Source organism: Arthrobacter sp. R1-13, from assembly GCF_054161475.1.
Map to the genome: position 1 here is coordinate 327172 of NZ_CP096420.1, position 17184 is coordinate 344355.

Sequence of the window (17184 nt, forward strand, 5' to 3'; positions counted from 1 at the left end):
TCGCCAGGGGGCTTCAGCGTTGAGGCAGCCGTGACTGGTAGAGCCAAGGGTGAAGGATGCTCTCGGCGTCAAAGCCTGGCAGACCCGCGGACAACTCCTGTGCCAGCCCAATAAGGTCAGCGGTAGTCACTGATCCGAAGCGGTTCCGTTCCGTCCAGGCCCTGAGGAACCCAAAGAAGAGCGAATCGCCCATGGCCCCCCTCAGTGAATGCAGGGCCAAAGCACCTCGCTTGTAAACGCGGTCATCGAACATCAGTTCCGGGCCGGGGTCTCCGATCTCCAGGTCCTGCGGTTTGGCAGCGAGACCATCCCGGGCAGTTTCTGCCCGGGATGAAGCCGTTCCGTGGCCGGAGGCTTCTGACCACAACCATTCTGAATAGCAGGCGAAGCCCTCGTGGAGCCAGATGTCCTTCCAGGAGGAGGCTGTAACAGAATTCCCGAACCACTGGTGCGCCAGTTCATGGGCGATGAGGCGCTGTGATTCCCACCGCTGGTCCAGATGGTTGCGCCCGATGATTGACAGGGACTGCGCCTCAAGCGGAATTTCCAGTTCGTCGTCCGGGACGACGACGGTATAGGAGTGAAACGGGTACGGTCCGAAGCAGGATTCGAACGTGGCCATCATCTGGTCCTGCCGGGCAAGCGTTGCCTGTGCTCGGCTCATCAGGACTGCCGGCGCCGCGACGAGCTGCCGGACCCTGCTTCCGGCGGCTGGTTCGTTCCGGCCGCCGGCACCAGGCTCTTGAGAGTCTGCCAGTGGGGCGATCTCGTAGCGGCCGATCTGTACCGTAGCCAGGTAAGTTGCCATCGGCTCTGATTGTTCATATACCCAGGTTTCGCGGCTGGCCTTCGCGTGCCTGGAAACCAGGGTCCCGTTGCACACCACCTGATAGTTCGCATCAGTGGTGACAGTGAACCCGAAGCTGGCTTTGCGACTGGGGTGGTCGTTGCAAGGGAACCAGGACGGTGCTCCTGTGGGCTGTCCGGCGACCAGGACGCCGTCGGTCAGTTCTTCCCACCCGACGTCGCCCCAGTTTCCCCGCAGGGGGCCGGGCCGTCCTTCGTAGCGGATGTCCAGGCTGAAGTCGGATCCCTCCGGGAGGGGGCCAGCGGGGGTGATGACGACGCGGCCCTCGCGCTGGATGAAGCGTGCGGCACGTTGGCCGTCCACCCTGACCTTCACCACGCGCAGTCCTGAAAGGTTCAGCATGATGGACGTCAGCTGCGTGCTTGCGGTCGCGGAAACAGTTACATGCGCCTCGAGGCGGTTCGTGACCACACGGTAGTCGAGGTGCAGTTCATACCGTGACACGCTAAAGTCCGAGGAACCGTGGCCCGGGGTGTAGGGGTCCGGCAGCGGATCCGGAAGGAGTGCCCGGCCCAGTTCAGGGGAAGCGAAAGGTCGGTTCACCCGATCATCGTAACTTGACCCGGCCCGCCGGGCCCCACCGCCCAGGGGCTGACGGGATTCCCGATCCAATAGCTGCCTGCGGGGACGGTCTCCCCGCGCATTACGAGGGACGCCGGGCCGACGGTGCCTCCGGCTGCGATACGCGCTGCGGGCAGGATCACGCCGTGGGGACCTATGGTGGCCCCGTCCTCCAGAGTCACTGCTGCCATGCTCATGACGCGGTCGTGGAACAGATGCGTCTGGATCACGCACCCGCGATTGACTGTGGAGTTTTCCCCCAGGGTAACCAGATCGGCTTCGGGCAGCCAATAGCTCTCGCACCAGCTACCGGAGCCAATGCGCGCACCCAAGGCGCGAAGCCACCAAACGAGGGCAGGACTGCCTGTTGCGGATCGCGCGAACCAAGGTGCTGTCACCATCTCCACAAAGGTGTCCACTACCTCGTTGCGCCAGATGAAAGAACTCCACAGTGGATGTTCGCTGGCTTCGATGCGGCCCACGAGGGTCCATTTCGCGAAGACGGAGGCCGCCGCCGCCACGGCTCCGGCGGCCAAGACGATGACTCCACCCAAAAGGGCCGCGGCGATGTAGCCTCCGGCGCTGCCTGCCAGAAGATCCAAGGCCAGCAGAACCCCGGCGGCGATGCCTACGGTCAGGACCACGGGAATCGCCCGGCAGAGTTCCCAGCATGCACGAAATACTTTTAGCCGCAGCGGCGGATCAAACGTCAGGGTTTGGTCGGCGTCGAGCTTTGACCTCCTGAGTCTCACGGGAGGGCTGCCGAGCCAGGACGTGCCTGACTTGGCCTTGGCAGGCGTAGCGGAGAGTACAGCGACGAGGGAATTTTTAGGAACGCTGCGGCCGGGGCCGGTCATGCCGGAATTCCCCAGAAAAGCTCGTTTGCCAATCTTTGCGGGAGCTACTTTCATCCAGCCCCCGCTGAGTTCGTAGGAGGCGATCATCGTGTCATCGGCCAGAAAAGCGCCGTCGCCGACCGTGGTCATCGAAGGCAGGAGCAGAACGGTGGAGGCTTCGACATTGCGTCCTACCTTTGCACCGAGCATTCTCAACCAGAGAGGGGTGAACAGGCTGGCATAAATCGGAAACAGCAGATCCCGGGCTGCGTCCAGCACCCGCTCTGTGGCCCAGATCCGCCATCCCGTAAGGCTGCGCACCCGGTAGTGGCCTTCCTTCAAGCCGATCCCCAGGATACGGACCACGCCGGCAATGAGCAGGAGGTTGGCGATGAACCAGACGGCAGCCGCCACGGGCACAGCTCCAAGCACAGTCGGCCAGGCTTGAGCGAGGGAACCTTGGCCGCGAACCGCCCAAGCCACCACCGAGGCGCCCGCCAACACCGAGCAAAAGGGAATCCCGGCGAGCAGGGTCGACCCGGCCGCGTAGGCGGGAAACCAAAAGCTGGATCCTTTGTTGAGCGCAGGGTACGCGGGGACGTCGCGGCGGGCCTTGCCTATCCTGACGGCCGGAGACCCGGCATAGTGCTGGTTAGCACGGACCTTCCCTAGAACCGCGGAACCAGGGGAGACCTCTGCTCCGGCCCCCACGCGGGCACCGGGCATCAGGGTGCTGCGGGAGCCAACCGTGGCACCCCGGCCTACATGAATGGGTCCGATATGGACCAGATCCCCGTCGATCCACCAGCCGGAGAGATCCACCTCAGGTTCAATCGAGGATTCCGGGCCTAGGTACAGCATCCCGGTGACCGGGGGCACGGAATGGAGGTCAACATTCGGGCCGATCTTCGCGCCCAGCGCCCTGGCATAGTACGGAATCCAGGGGGCCCCGGCGAGACTGACAGCCCCGGCAAGATCAGCGATCTGCTCTGCCAGCCAGAGCCTCAAGTGCACTTTCCCCGATCGGGGATAGGCGCCTGGGACAACGCCGCGAAGAAGTATTCGGGCGGCCGCCGCAGCGATTGACATGCGTCCCAAAGGACTGACGAAAACTGCCCAGGACGCCAGCACCCACCACCAGGAGACGGTGGGTGCAGCCGTAAGAAGACCAAGCATGGACAACACGTTATTTCCGGCCATCAGATAGGTCAGCCAGCGCATCCCCACCAGGACATGAAGGGGCGCACTGATGAGCACTTGGAAGACCTGGGATTTCCGGGCGGTTGGTCTGACGGTACGTTCGGGTGCCGGGACTGCGGCCCCTCCGCCGCCCGATGTCAGGGCCAGCTCCACCAGTGCTCCCAGCCGCGGCCGGGAGTAGATGTCAGCGACCGTGATGGTGGGATATCTGGTGCGCAGCGCGGACACCAGCTGGGCCGCTGCCAGACTGCCTCCGCCATGTGCGAAAAAGTCGGCCTCCAGGCCTTCGGGAGTCCCACCCAGCACCGCGGTCCAGTGCTCGGCGATCCACGCGGCAACAGGATCCAAGGTCACTGTCCCGGTAGATGTATCCTCCGCCACGGATTTAGGGGGCCACGGCAGTGCGGCCCGGTCCACCTTGCCGCTGGTCTTCACAGGCAGGGAGTCGACGACGGCGAGCATGGGAACCAGCGCGGCCGGAAGTTTCAGGGCCAGCACCTCACGAAGGGCGGCAAGGTCGGGTTCGATGCCTGGCCCCGGGGCAAGGTAGCCAACCAGAACCTGGTGTCCCGCACCGGTGTTTTTCACTGCGGCAGCTGCCCCGTGGATTCCGGGCAAGGCCTGCAAGGCGGAATCTACCTCCCCCAGCTCGATGCGCCGGCCACCGAGCTTGACCTGTTCATCGGCCCGGCCCATGAACAGAAGACCCTCGCGTTCATAGCGTACGAGATCGCCGCTGCGGTAGGCGCGGTCCCATCCCAGGCTTTCCATGGCGGCAAACTTCTCGGCGTCCTTGAGCGGATCGAGATACCGCGCCAGTCCTACTCCGCCGATGATCAGTTCTCCAATATCGCCCTCAGCCACCGGAATGCCTTCGGGATCCACGACGGCGAGATCCCAGCCATCCAGCGGAAGGCCTATTCTGACGGGCCCGGATCCATCCATTAGGGCTGCGCAGGCTACCACCGTAGCCTCAGTCGGTCCGTACGTGTTCCAAACCTGGCGGTCCTGCACTGCAAGGCGGGCGGCCAGTTCCGGCGGGCATGCTTCGCCGCCGAAGATCAGCAGCCGGACGGCGTCAAGTGTCTCAACCGGCCAGAGGGCGGCCAGCGTTGGCACGGTGGAGACGGCAGTAATGCCCTTGGTGACCAGCCAGGGACCCAGGTCCATTCCTGTCCTTACCAGGGCACGAGGAGCCGGAACCAGGCATGCCCCGTGCCGCCATGCCAGCCACATCTCTTCGCAGGATGCGTCAAAGGCAACGGAGAGGCCTGCCAGTACCCGGTCAGCAGGACCGAGGGGCTCCTCCTGCAGGAAGAGGCGTGCCTCGGCGTCGACGAATGCTGCCGCAGAGCGATGTGTCACCGCCACGCCTTTGGGTGTCCCCGTGGACCCGGACGTGAAAATGATCCACGCGTCATCATCAGGTGCTGCCGGACGCGGCTCCGGCAAGGAACCGCCGGGGACGGGGTTGTCCTGGATACCGCCGGCGCCCAGAACGGCGGATACGCCCGCTTCGGCGAACACCAGCCTGGCGCGCTCATCCGGGTCGTCGGCGTCGACCGGGACGTAGGCCGCTCCGACAAAAAGGACAGCAAGAATCGCCACATACAGTTCGTTGGTCCCTGACGGAATCCGCACGCCCACTCTGTGCCCCGCGCCAATGCCGGAGCGCTGCAACAGCCGGGCATAGGCCCTGACCTCGGCCTGCAACTCGGTGTAACTGAGGCTGGCACGGCCATCGTCCAGGGCCGACGAGTCAGGGTACGCGGCAACAGAATCTTCAAAAATTTCTACAAGGGTGCGCGGGGCGGAAGCCTTCAGCGCACCTTTCAGCTGCGGGCTGTGGGTTTGCACGAGCCCGTTTATGCCTGCAACAGGCGTGTCAACCCCAGGCCTAGCTTCCACCTGGACTTTCACCGTCCTCGAAGATCCTTGAAGCGGGGCCAACAATCAGGCTGTCCGGCGCCGCGACAAGTTCGGTGTCTTTGTCCTCATACTCAAACATGTGCAGGACATGGCGCATGGCTTCAAGCCGGGCGCGTTTCTTGTCGTTGCTCTTGACCACCGTCCAGGGGGCCCACGCTGTGTCCGTGGCCCGGAACATGGTCTCCTTGGCTGCGGTGTAGGAATCCCATTTGTCCAGAGAGGCCAGATCCATGGGCGAGAGCTTCCATTGCCGGACCGGGTCCACCTGACGGATGGTGAACCGCGTCAGTTGCTCGGTGCGGGATACCGAAAACCAGAACTTCACGACGTCGATACCGTCGTTCGTCAGAACCTGCTCAAAGGCCGGAGCCTGGCGAAGGAACCCCTGGTATTGGACGTCGGTACAAAACCCCATGACCCGCTCAACCCCCGCCCGGTTGTACCAGGAGCGGTCAAACATGATGATCTCGCCTGCAGCCGGCAGATGGGCCACATATCGCTGGAAGTACCATTGCGACTGCTCACGTTCACTGGGCTTCTCCAACGCCACAACATGAGCACCGCGGGGGTTCAGGTGCTCCGTGAAGCGCTTGATGGTCCCGCCTTTACCGGCTGCATCCCGTCCTTCAAAAACCACCACCAGGCGACGGCCCGTGGATTTGATCCACTTCTGCAGCTTCAGTAGTTCGATCTGAAGTAACCGCTTCTCCATCTCGTACTGCTCCCGCGTCATCCGGGCAGCGTACGGGTAGCCTTCCCGCCAGGTGTCGACGGGGGCGCCGTGGGGACTGACGAGAACCGGGTCATCATCATCATCGTCGAGCACGGAGAAGCCATGGCTGGACAGATCGAATACGTTCACCGGCAGACCATACGCCCAAGCGGTGAACTGCCGATGAACAGGGAAACAACAGAGTGAGATGTGAACCGCACGATCCTAGGCTTGTGGCCGGACCCTGAGCCAAACGTACTCGCGCGGGCTGAGGGTGATTCCTTGGCCGAGGCTCAGCGGACTGTCGGACAGAATATCCACTGCCTCCAGTGCAAATCCAGACAACGTCATGGCCGGAACGTCCTGGGGTTCGTCGCTGAAGTTGGCCAGGGCGAGGATTGCGGAGCCGTTCCCCGGCCGCTGATAGCCGAGAACGCTTTGATTATGGGTGTTGAAGTCCACGAGGCGCGTGCCTGCGATTTCCGGGGTGGCAGCGCGCACTGAAATCATCTTCCGCAGCCCGGCGAAGATTGTGCCTTCCGGCGTCGCGGGGTCGTGCCGTCTTTTATATTGCTCCGCTGGGTAGTGCGGCCGGTGCACCCAGCGGCTGTCGGCTGCGTGACCTTCTTCCATTGCATATTGGTAGTCATTCAGCTGGCCCACCTCGTCGCCCAGATAGAGCAGCGGGATGCCACCGGTGCTGAACGCCACCGAGTGTGCCAGCAGGATCCTCTCCAGCGCCTGCTTGGAACCGTCCTCAAGGCCGCAGAGGGACGCCGTTGTTCCGGAAATCCGGCAGTCCCCGGTGCGGGGGTTGTCCTGGAAGGGGACACCATGGGCGAAGCTCCCCGGAAACCGGTTGACGTAGAAGGAGTTCAGGAACCGCCGGTGCTCGAAGCCGTTGATGCCCAACTCTGCTGCGTCTTCGTCTGAGAAGGTCCAGCCGATATCGTCGTGGCTGCGGACATAGTTGATCCAGGACGTCCCCGGCGGAATGTTGTGGCGCCGTTCCAATCCTTGAGAGAGCAGAGAGACGTTCCTAGTGGCCATCGCTTCCCAGATCAGGGCCATCTGCAGTGGGTTATAGGAAAGCTGGCACTCTGCCGGATCGATGTACAAGGCCACTTCATCGGGGTGGACGATGGCTTCGGATTTGAAGAGGAGGGAGGGGGCGCCGATGCGGCAAACGGCGTTGAACGCCTGCAGCAGGGTGTGGGCTTCTGGCAGGTTCTCACACGTCGTTCCGAGTTGCTTCCAGATAAAGGCCACAGCGTCCATCCGGAGAATGTCCACTCCCTGATTCGCCAGGAAGAGCATCTCCCTGGCCATGGCACGAAACACTTCAGGGTTGGAGTAGTTCAAGTCCCATTGGAATGAATGGAAAGTAGCCCAGACCCACCGACCATCAGGCATTTGAATGAAGGAGCCCGGGTGGTCATCGGGGAAAATCTCGCGGACGTTCTTCTCAAACTCGTCGGGCAGGGTACGGTCCGGGAAGATCCAGTAGTAGCCGCTGTATTCCGGGTCGCCCTCAGCAGCCTTGCGGGCCCATTCATGTTCGTCTGAAGTGTGATTGAAAATGAAGTCGACCACCAGGCTGATGCCGTTGGCGCGCAGTTCAGCTGCAAGTTCGCGCAGCTGTTCCATTGTGCCGAGCTTGGGGTTGACCTCGCGGTAGCTGGAGACGGCGTAACCGCCGTCGGAGTGCGGCTCGGGCGCCAGGAACAGCGGCATCAGGTGCAGGTAGGTGAGGCCCAGTTCCTTGAAGTACGGGATCCGCGCTCGGACACGCTCAAGGTCGGCAGCATACCGGTCCACGTAGCAGACTCCGCCGAGCATCCGGTTGGACTGGAACCAGTCGCTGTTGCCCTCCCGCTCGACGTCGATGGTCTTGAGATCTGCGGGCCTTTCCTTCCACGAGCGGGCGATTTCGAGGAGGAGCGAAGTCAGCTGGTCCTGAAAGTCCCGCCGCTGGCCATAGAGCGAATGGAACAACCGGGATAAGTCAGAAAAATGCCTGCCGAAGCGCCGCTCGAAGTCGGTCCAGTCCTGATCTCCACGTCCGATGCCTGCCTGTCGGGCGACGGCGTCAAGCACCTTCCGGTTTAGGATCTGGTCTGCTTCTGTGAGCTCAGGCATGGAAACTGCTCCTTGGAGGAGGTTGCGGTTCGGTTTACTGGCTGTAAGTGCCATTCACCGGCGGCTGGCTGCTGCCGGTCTTTTGAGAGCGCTTGCCCCCGCTGGTGATTGTAGTGGTGCTGCCCCGACGAGGCCTTGAGGGCCCGGCTAAACTTCGCGGGTGTTATAAGGCAAAACGTTGTTACAATCATGCGTGACGCGGGTTCCGCGGTCTCTATTCTTGCGCGATCCGGCTCCTGGGGGGGTGGACGCCTAGACCCTAGGATTTCGCAATGTTTGATGCTCTGCGCACACGCCTGTCCTCACGTCTCCTGATTCCAGGTGTGCTGGCACTCGTCTGCGGCTCTGTTGTTTCCCTCCCGGCCCAGGCCGCGTCGGAACTTCCTGTTGCACCCGCCGCCCCGGCCGTCGGCGCCGCAGCTGGCACCGACCAGATCATCGTTAAGTTCAAAGCTAAAGCCGCCCCGGGTTCTGCCATGCGGGCGCAGGCCTTCGGCAAGGTAGCCCAGATCGCAGGGGCCCCGGCGAAGGACCTCCGCGCGACGTCAGCGGGGGCACGTGTGCTGCGGACAGAGCGCGCACTGAATCCGGGCGAAATCGAAAAGGCGCTGGCCGCGCTGAGGGCGGATCCCGCCGTCGAGTACGCCGAGCCGGACCACCGGATGCATCGGGCGGCAGCGCCAAACGATCCTTACTATTCGGGGGTGTGGGGACCGGAACAGTGGGGCCTCGGCGAGGAGAACAGCGGGATGAGGATGGAAGGTGCCTGGACAGTCAGCAAAGGCGCCGGGGCAGTGGTGGCCGTGGTGGACACCGGTATCACCAGCCACTCGGACCTGAACGGGAACGTGCTCCCCGGCTACGACATGATGTCTGATCCCGACTACTCCCGAGACTCCGATGGTCGCGACGCCAACCCGCGCGATGAAGGCGATTGGACGGCCGCAAATGAGTGCCAGGACGGCCTTCCGGCCAGCGACTCCTCCTGGCACGGCACTCAGGTTGCCGGCATCATCGCCGCTGTCGGCAATAACGCTCAGGGCATGATAGGAGTGGCGCCCGAGGCGAAGATCCTGCCGGTCCGCGCCTTGGGACCGTGCGGCGGCTACACGTCAGACATCGCGGACGGAATCATCTGGGCTGCCGGTAAGACCGTTGAGGTGGAGGAGGGCGAGGAGGAAATACCTGTCAATCCCAACCCGGCCCGCGTCATCAACCTCAGCCTCGGCGGCGTGTCTCCCCGCTGCTCTGTGACGTTCCAGAACGCGGTCAACGTTGCCTACAACTCCGGGGCGGTGGTGGTGGCGGCGGCAGGCAACGACAAGATACTGGCTGCGGAAACAAGCCCGTCGAACTGCGAGAACGTCGTCTCTGTCGCCGCTCTTGCCCGCACTGGACAGTTGGCACCCTACTCCAACTATGGCTCTGCCGTTGACGTTGCGGCGCCAGGTGGGGACATGACAGCGATGACGCATAATCTCCCGGACGGGATCGTCGTCACATTCAATGCCGGCAGCGAGGTCCCCGGCAGTGAAGACTATGCCTTCTCCGAAGGCACCTCCATGGCGGCCCCGCATGCGTCGGGACTTGCGGCGCTCCTCATGTCGCGGCTTGGAGACCTGGCCACACCGGCAAATGTGGAGACGAGGATGGAAACCACCTCACGGAAGTACGCCTGGGCCTGCCAGCCACCCAAGACATGCGGAAGCGGCGTGCTGGATGGAACAGCGGCACTGAACTTCAAGAATGACCGGGAAATAACCGGAAGTACGCCCATCATCCAGGGAACGGCCGTCGTCGGGAACTCCCTTTACGCCCAGACCGGCAGCTGGATCCCCAGCGATGTCAGTTTTTCCTATCAGTGGCACCGGAACGGCACGCCCATCCAAGGAGCACAGGGAGCGGGCTACGACGTGCAGCCGGCCGACGTCGGGGCGTCTTTGACAGCCACGGTGAAAGGGAGCCGGTTCTTCGGGACCAGCGTGTCCGAGACCTCGGCGCCGACGCCTCCGGTTGAGCCTGGAGCGTTGGTTGTGCCAAATGACCCGCTAATCAATGGGCAGGCCATTGTGGGTGGACTCCTCACTGCGTACGCGGGGACATGGGAACCGGCGCCCGTCTCGATGTCCTACCAGTGGTATCGGGCCGGTGCCCCAATCCCCGCTGCTGTGGCCAACACCTACCGGGTAAGCGCGGAAGACAAGGGGAAGACCCTCTCGGTTCGAGCTACGGGTACTAAGGACGCGTACGTCTCGGAGGAACGCAGCAGCGCGGAAACTGCAGTCGTCGCCACAGGGGTAGTGCCAGCGCCGGTTCAGTTCACCGACAAAATCGGGACCCCCAACGACACCTACACGGTGCCCTCGGCTGAGGGCGTGGAGTACGTGGTGGCTGGCAGCGTAGTGGCACCAGGGACTTACCCTGGCGTCGGCGCTCTCCGTGTGGATGCCCGGGCGACCCACGGCTATGCCATAGTGACAGGGAGTGTTGCCTCCTGGACCGTCACTTTCGACTCCCGTGTCTTCAGCGACATCAATGCGGGGTCATCCTTCTCAAAGGAAATCACCTGGCTTGCCACAGAAGGAATCACTTCGGGGTGGCTTGAGGCGGACGGTTCCCGGACTTTCCGTTCTTCCCAGCCTGTGAACCGGGATCAGATGGCTGCCTTCTTGTTCCGGCTGGCAGGAAGTCCGGCCGAGTTTGTTCCGCCGGCAAAGTCGCCCTTCGCCGACGTGCCGACCAGCCACAACTTCTACAAGGAGATTTCGTGGCTTGCCAAGATGGAAATCAGCGGCGGTTGGGGTGAAGCCGACGGTTCAAAGACCTTCCGCCCGGGCACACCCGTGAATCGTGACCAGATGGCCGCTTTTATTTACCGCCATGCAGGAAAGCCGGAGTATGTGCCGCCGGCAGTTTCTCCGTTCGCCGACATTCCTACTAACCACGGTTTTTACAAAGAAATTGCGTGGCTTGCCAAGATGGAAATCAGCGGCGGTTGGGGGGAAGCCGATGGTTCAAAGACGTTCCGCCCGGGCTCGGCCGTCCTCCGGGACCAGATGGCAGCATTCATGTACCGCTACCGCCATCCCAAGACGTGATAGTTCCTTAGTCGGGTGTCTAAAGGTAGCGGTGCCACCAGCGGCACCGCTACCTTTACGCCTCCCAAATCATTGACGCAACGGTGACCGGCCATCTGTCAGCCAATATGCCGCCGTCGTTAACCCTGCGTTCACCTTTCACGGCTATTCCCTTTACCTGATGCCCATACCTTCAATGAAGGTAGAGAACTACGCATCAGCGAGCCAGGGCGACTCCGGCCCGGCCCGCGAATGATTCCCTGGAAGGGGCACATCGAGTGAAGGCATTCCGTTTCGGCCGCCATGCGGCCATTGCAGTCATCGCAGCAGGGGCACTCGCGTTGACAGCTTGTGGTTCCGACAACCCCACTGAAGCCGCCGCAAACGGCGGGGCCAAGTCCGGTTCCAACGCCACCGGCACATTGACCGGTATCGGTTCCTCCGCGCAGGGCGCAGCAATGGATGTTTGGAAGTCAGAGTTCGCTTCGGCAAACCAGGGCGCCACCGTCCAGTACTCCCCGGACGGCTCAGGCGCTGGCCGCAAGGCACTTCTGGATGGTTCGGCCCAGTTCGGCGGCTCGGACGCTTACCTGAAGGACGACGAGTACGAATCGTCCAAGGAGATCTGCGGTCCCGACGGCGCCATCAACATTCCGGTATACATCTCCCCGATCGCTATCGCCTTCAACATTCCGGACGTCAAGGAACTGAACCTCGACGCCGTGACAGTTGCCAAAATCTTCCGTGGCGAGATCAAAAACTGGAACGATCCCGCAATCTCGGAACTGAACCCTGACACGAGCCTGCCTGACCTCAAGGTCACTCCCGTGAACCGCTCCGATGACTCGGGCACCACCACCAACTTCACGGACTACCTTGCTGCAGCGGCTCCGGAAGCCTGGACCGACAAGGCTTCCGGCGTCTGGCCGGCCTCCCTGAAGGGTGAAAACGCCAAGGGAACCTCCGGCGTCGTCAAGACCGTCACCGACACCCCGGGTGCGGTTACCTACGCTGACGACTCCGCAGTGAGCGGCAAGCTGGGTATCGCCAGGATCAAGGTTGGGGAGACCTTCACCAAGATCTCCGCCGAGGCCGCCGCCAAGGCAGTCGATGCCGGCAAGCCCGTCGAGGGCCGGTCTGCGAACGATCTGTCCATCAAGCTGGACCGTAAGACTGCCGTCGAAGGTGCTTACCCCGTAGTGCTGGTCTCCTTCCACGTTGTCTGCTCCACCTATGACAGCAAGGAGACGGTTGACCTCGTCAAGGCCTTCGAAACCTACGTTGTTTCCGAGGGAGGCCAGGAAGCCGCAGCCGATGCCGCCAAGTCGGCACCGCTTTCGGCAGAACTCCGTGAGAAGGCCGTCAAGGCCATAGAATCCATCAAGGTCAAGTCCTAGGGTCAAATCCTAGGGATTCCCGACTGCTGCAAGGCATAGTGGAAAAACCAAACTGAACCAGGTTCCCTGCTCCGGCTGGGCGGTCACGGACCGTCCGCCGGGGGCAGGGATTCTGGCTGTTGTCCGAAGCACCACCAGATTCACCGCTTATCGGGAAGGAGAGCAGGCCTCCCGGCAAGCGGTTCTGATCCCAGAGGATCGTTTGTGACCATCACCTCCCTGACACGTTCCCGGGGCGCAGGCCGCGCCGGGGATAAAGTCTTCTCCGGAGCCGCCTTGGCAGCAGGCTGCCTGATCCTTGCGGTGCTCTTTGGCGTTGCCCTTTTTCTTGTTATCCAGGCCCTCCCCGCGTTCATGGCACCCGCTGACAAGATTCAAGGCGGCGAAGGGTTTTTTGCCTACATCTGGCCGATCGTTATCGGTACCTTGATCGCTGCGCTCATCGCACTGGTGATCGCCACCCCCATTGCCATCGGAGTGGCACTCTTTATCTCCCACTTCGCTCCGCGCCAGCTCGCCTCCGGGCTCGGGTACGTGATCGATCTCCTCGCCGCCATTCCGTCAGTGGTTTACGGCGCCTGGGGTGCAGCTTTCCTGGCCAAGGAAATATCACCGGCGTACAACTGGCTCGCGGACAACATGGGATGGCTGCCCATCTTCCAGGGCCCTGCCTCCGCAACAGGCAAAACGATCCTCACCGCCGGCATCGTGCTCGCTGTGATGGTCCTGCCCATCATCACTTCCCTCACGCGTGAAATCTTCCTGCAGACCCCTAAACTGCACGAGGAAGCCGCGTTGGCACTGGGCGCTACGCGCTGGGAAATGATCAAGATGACTGTGCTGCCGTTTGGCCGGCCGGGAATCATCAGCGCGGTGATGCTGGGCCTCGGAAGGGCGCTTGGCGAGACGATGGCTGTTGCATTGGTCCTTTCCTCAGGAGCCCTTACCGCGAGCCTGATCCAGTCCGGAAACCAGACCATCGCCGCGGAGATCGCCCTGAACTTCCCCGAAGCGAGCGGTCTTAAGGTCAGCACCCTGATCGCCGCAGGTCTGGTGCTGTTCCTCATCACCCTCGCCGTGAACATCGTGGCCCGCTGGATCATCAGCAGGCACAAAGAATTCTCTGGAGCCAACTAAATGACCGCCACCATGACCCCGAACCCGGTCCGCAAACGGTCTGCCCTCACGAAGGGCCAGCTACCTAAAGCGGCACCATTTATTGTCCTCGTCCTCGCCATGGTCATTGGCGCGGCCATCCTGGCTCTCGTCGGCTTCAATGCGTTCGGCTGGGGAATCGTCTCCGGCGTCCTCTTCGCTACCGGTCTGGTGGGCTGGAGCGCCGTGGTCGAAGGCCGCCGCAAGGCCCAGGACAAGTTGGCCACCTGCCTTGTCAGTGGCGCATTCATCGTGGCTCTGCTGCCGCTCGTATCCGTGATCTGGACTGTGCTGGTGAACGGCATCCCCGGACTGCTGACGCCTGGTTTCCTCACTTACTCGATGAACGGCGTGACCGGGGCCTATGACAACAGGGCTGTCGAAGAGGGCGCGCCAATTATCGGCGGCATCTACCATGCCCTGCTCGGAACCCTGGAGATCACCCTCCTGGCTACGCTCATCTCAGTTCCTGTCGGTCTGCTCACAGCCATATACCTTGTTGAATACGGGGCTGACCGGCCGCTTGCCCGTGCCATCACGTTCTTTGTGGACGTCATGACCGGCATCCCGTCCATCGTCGCCGGACTCTTCTCTGCCGCGTTCTTCTTCGCCATCGTGGGGCCGGGAACCAAAACGGGCGCGGTGGCCGCCGTCGCTCTTTCCGTCCTGATGATTCCCGTGGTGGTCCGCTCAAGTGAGGAAATGCTGAAGATTGTGCCCAACGAGCTCCGCGAGGCGGCCTACGCCTTGGGCGTTCGTAAGTGGCGCACCATCCTCAAAGTGGTGATCCCGACGGCGATTTCCGGCATCGCTTCAGGCGTCACCCTGGCTATCGCCCGTGTTATCGGGGAAACGGCCCCCATCCTGGTCACCGCCGGATTCGCGACGGCGATCAACGCCAATGTCTTCAGCGGCTGGATGGCGTCACTGCCCACGTTCATCTACACGCAGATCCTGAACCCGACGTCGCCCTCCAACCCGGATCCGTCATCCCAGCGTGCCTGGGGAGCGGCCCTGGTGCTCATCATCCTGGTAATGCTGCTCAACCTTGGCGCCCGCCTGATCGCCAAGGTCTTCGCGCCCAAGGCCGGCCGCTAGTACCGCAGCCCCGCTGGAACTAAACTTCAATCCGTACCTCAGTTAGTGAAGGAACAAAATGTCAAAGCGCATCGACGTCAAGGACCTGAACGTCTACTACAGCAAGTTCCTTGCCGTCGAAGACGTCAGCATCAACATCGAAGCCAAATCCGTCACGGCCTTCATCGGCCCGTCCGGCTGTGGGAAGTCGACTTTCCTGCGCACTCTGAACCGGATGCACGAAGTCATTCCCGGTGCCCGCGTTGAAGGTGAAGTACTGCTCGACGGCGACAACCTTTACGGCGCCGGCGTTGACCCCGTGACCGTGCGTTCCCAGATCGGCATGGTGTTCCAGCGTCCCAACCCGTTCCCCACCATGTCCATCCGCGACAACGTCCTGGCCGGCGTCAAGCTGAACAACCAGAAGATTTCCAAGGGCGAGGCGGATGCCCTGGTGGAGCGTTCCCTGCGTGGCGCGAACCTGTGGAATGAGGTCAAAGACAGGCTCCAGAAGCCGGGATCGGGCCTCTCCGGTGGGCAGCAGCAGCGCTTGTGCATCGCCCGCGCCATTGCTGTTGAGCCCCAGGTGATCCTCATGGACGAGCCCTGCTCGGCATTGGACCCCATCTCCACCCTGGCTATTGAGGACCTCATTAACGACCTCAAGGACCAGTACACCGTGGTCATCGTTACCCATAACATGCAGCAGGCAGCCCGCGTCTCGGACAGGACCGCCTTCTTCAACATCGCCGGAACAGGCAAGCCAGGCAAGCTGATCGAGGTCGGGGACACCCACACCATCTTTAGCAACCCGACTCAGAAGGCCACGGAAGACTACGTCTCCGGCCGGTTCGGATAGACCCAGCCCGCCTGCTACGGCTGTCCGGAAAGTGCGGCCTGATGGGCCGTTCCCGCGTTGTGGGCTCTCGACTTCGATACCGTGCGGAGTCGGGGAGTCAAAGCGGCATCGGCTATCGTCAGCGTGACCGGTGAGGCCACGATGGGGAGGGGGACAGCCATGATGCCTTGGCGGCCGGAGATCTCCAGTACACCCGCGTCGATGATGGCCCGCAACTCGGAGCCTTCGGCGGCCGGGAAGAACGCGTTGTCGAAGTCCCTATTCCCTGCCACAGTGACCCGGAGGCCGTTCCCCTCGTACCGGAGCGTGGCGAGTGGCCCGTCCAGCGTGGCGAGGCTGATAACCGTCCCAGCGGTAATGGCCCACCGGAGGTCCACGCCGTCCTCGAGCACCGTCTCGAAAACCCCATCGCTAACCTGCTCCAGGGATCCCGGTTGCAAGTACTTCTCGAGGTCGGCGTGCGGGGCGGCCACCAGTGTATCGCCGTCGAGTGTCAGCGTGTGCGGGATGCTCAGCGCGCTGGCCCATTGCCCTTCCGGGCTGATGACCCCGCGCACCCAGAAAATTAGGGAAGGGGCGCCGTCCTTGTCCCGGAAGAACGAAGGGGCGTAGTAACTTTTGCCGTAGGTGAGCTGGCCCCAGGATCGGGCAGTGAACCGACCGTCGGAGTAGCTTCCTACGCCATAGGCCACATAGTGCAGGACGTCGTCTTCCCAGATGGAGGTCACCAGGACGTGGGAGCCATCAATCTCAAAAAGCTGCGGGCATTCCCACATGGTGCCGGTCCACACCGGATCCGTCGCCGTGCCGGGGCGCTCCGCGGCGATACCGTCGAAGGTCCAATTGGACAGGTCCGCTGAGCTGTATGAAACCGCGGCCGCGGTTCCGCCTTCCAGCCCTGCGCCAACGAACATGCGCCACTGCCCGCCGTCGCGGAAAACGAACGGGTCCCGGTAGGCCAGGACACTGGCATCGGGAGCCGTCATCAGCCTGGTGCCCTTGGTCCAGGTGTTCCAGGAGGCATCGTCGGGGGTGGCGGTCCGGACTGTCCCAATGCCGATATCCGGTTCGGTGACCGAAGTGTAGAACATCGTAGCGTCACCGCCCGGACCGTTCACGATGGAACCGGACCAGACGCCGTCGTCCCCTTCTCCGGGTGCAATGGCAATGCCCAGTTCTTTCCAGGCGATCATGTCCGGGGAGGTGGCGTGGCCCCAGTGGCAGTTGAAAGCCCACGTGGTGCGGGCAGGGACGTACTGGTAAAAGAGGTGGTACTGGCCGTCCTTCCACGTCACGCCGAGGGGATCGTTGATCCATCCTTCATTAGCTGTGAAGTGGAAGGCGGGGCGGGGTTCCTGCGTGTTCATGCTGATC

At 62.5% G+C, this 17184-nt stretch carries 10 protein-coding genes; 5 read left to right on the plus strand and 5 right to left on the minus strand.

What is annotated here, in order from left to right:
- Positions 1–13: 13 nt before the first annotated feature.
- The 4 genes from M1D88_RS01650 to M1D88_RS01665 all read right to left on the minus strand — a co-directional run bounded on the left by M1D88_RS01650 (position 14) and on the right by M1D88_RS01665 (position 8245).
- Entirely contained in the window at positions 14–1411 is a 1398-nt protein-coding gene (locus tag M1D88_RS01650; RefSeq protein ID WP_458112890.1) for a M1 family metallopeptidase, read from the minus strand.
- Positions 1408–5322, minus strand: a complete 3915-nt coding sequence (locus tag M1D88_RS01655) for a Pls/PosA family non-ribosomal peptide synthetase (protein ID WP_458112891.1) — start codon at positions 5320–5322, stop codon at positions 1408–1410. The genes M1D88_RS01650 and M1D88_RS01655 overlap by 4 nt, the downstream gene beginning before the upstream one ends.
- 40 nt (positions 5323–5362) lie before the next feature.
- Positions 5363–6256, minus strand: coding sequence for a polyphosphate kinase 2 (gene ppk2 / locus M1D88_RS01660; RefSeq protein ID WP_458112892.1), 894 nt, complete (start codon positions 6254–6256; stop codon positions 5363–5365).
- A gap of 75 nt (positions 6257–6331) precedes the next feature.
- A complete protein-coding gene (locus M1D88_RS01665) occupies positions 6332–8245 on the minus strand; it encodes an amylosucrase (protein ID WP_458112893.1) in 1914 nt (637 codons plus the stop codon).
- Positions 8246–8517: 272 nt separating this feature from the next.
- Between M1D88_RS01665 and M1D88_RS01670 the strand changes: the two genes are divergently transcribed.
- The 5 genes from M1D88_RS01670 to pstB all read left to right on the plus strand — a co-directional run bounded on the left by M1D88_RS01670 (position 8518) and on the right by pstB (position 15810).
- Positions 8518–11343, plus strand: a complete 2826-nt coding sequence (locus tag M1D88_RS01670; RefSeq protein ID WP_458112894.1) for a S8 family serine peptidase — start codon at positions 8518–8520, stop codon at positions 11341–11343.
- A 257-nt stretch (positions 11344–11600) separates the two neighbouring features.
- Positions 11601–12719, plus strand: a complete 1119-nt coding sequence (pstS, locus tag M1D88_RS01675; RefSeq protein WP_458112895.1) for a phosphate ABC transporter substrate-binding protein PstS — start codon at positions 11601–11603, stop codon at positions 12717–12719.
- A gap of 204 nt (positions 12720–12923) precedes the next feature.
- Positions 12924–13856: a phosphate ABC transporter permease subunit PstC gene (gene pstC, locus M1D88_RS01680; protein ID WP_458112896.1), complete on the plus strand. Its 933-nt coding sequence runs from the start codon at positions 12924–12926 to the stop codon at positions 13854–13856.
- On the plus strand, positions 13857–14972 hold the full coding sequence (gene pstA, locus M1D88_RS01685; RefSeq protein WP_458112897.1) for a phosphate ABC transporter permease PstA: 1116 nt from the start codon (positions 13857–13859) through the stop codon (positions 14970–14972).
- Between the two features lie 58 nt (positions 14973–15030).
- On the plus strand, positions 15031–15810 hold the full coding sequence (gene pstB, locus M1D88_RS01690; protein WP_309108482.1) for a phosphate ABC transporter ATP-binding protein PstB: 780 nt from the start codon (positions 15031–15033) through the stop codon (positions 15808–15810).
- Positions 15811–15824: 14 nt separating this feature from the next.
- Here pstB and M1D88_RS01695 read toward each other — a convergent pair whose 3' ends face one another.
- The gene (locus M1D88_RS01695; protein WP_458112898.1) at positions 15825–17177 is read right to left on the minus strand and encodes a glycoside hydrolase family 32 protein; all 1353 of its coding nucleotides are present in this window, start codon (positions 17175–17177) and stop codon (positions 15825–15827) included.
- Positions 17178–17184 lie beyond the last annotated feature (7 nt).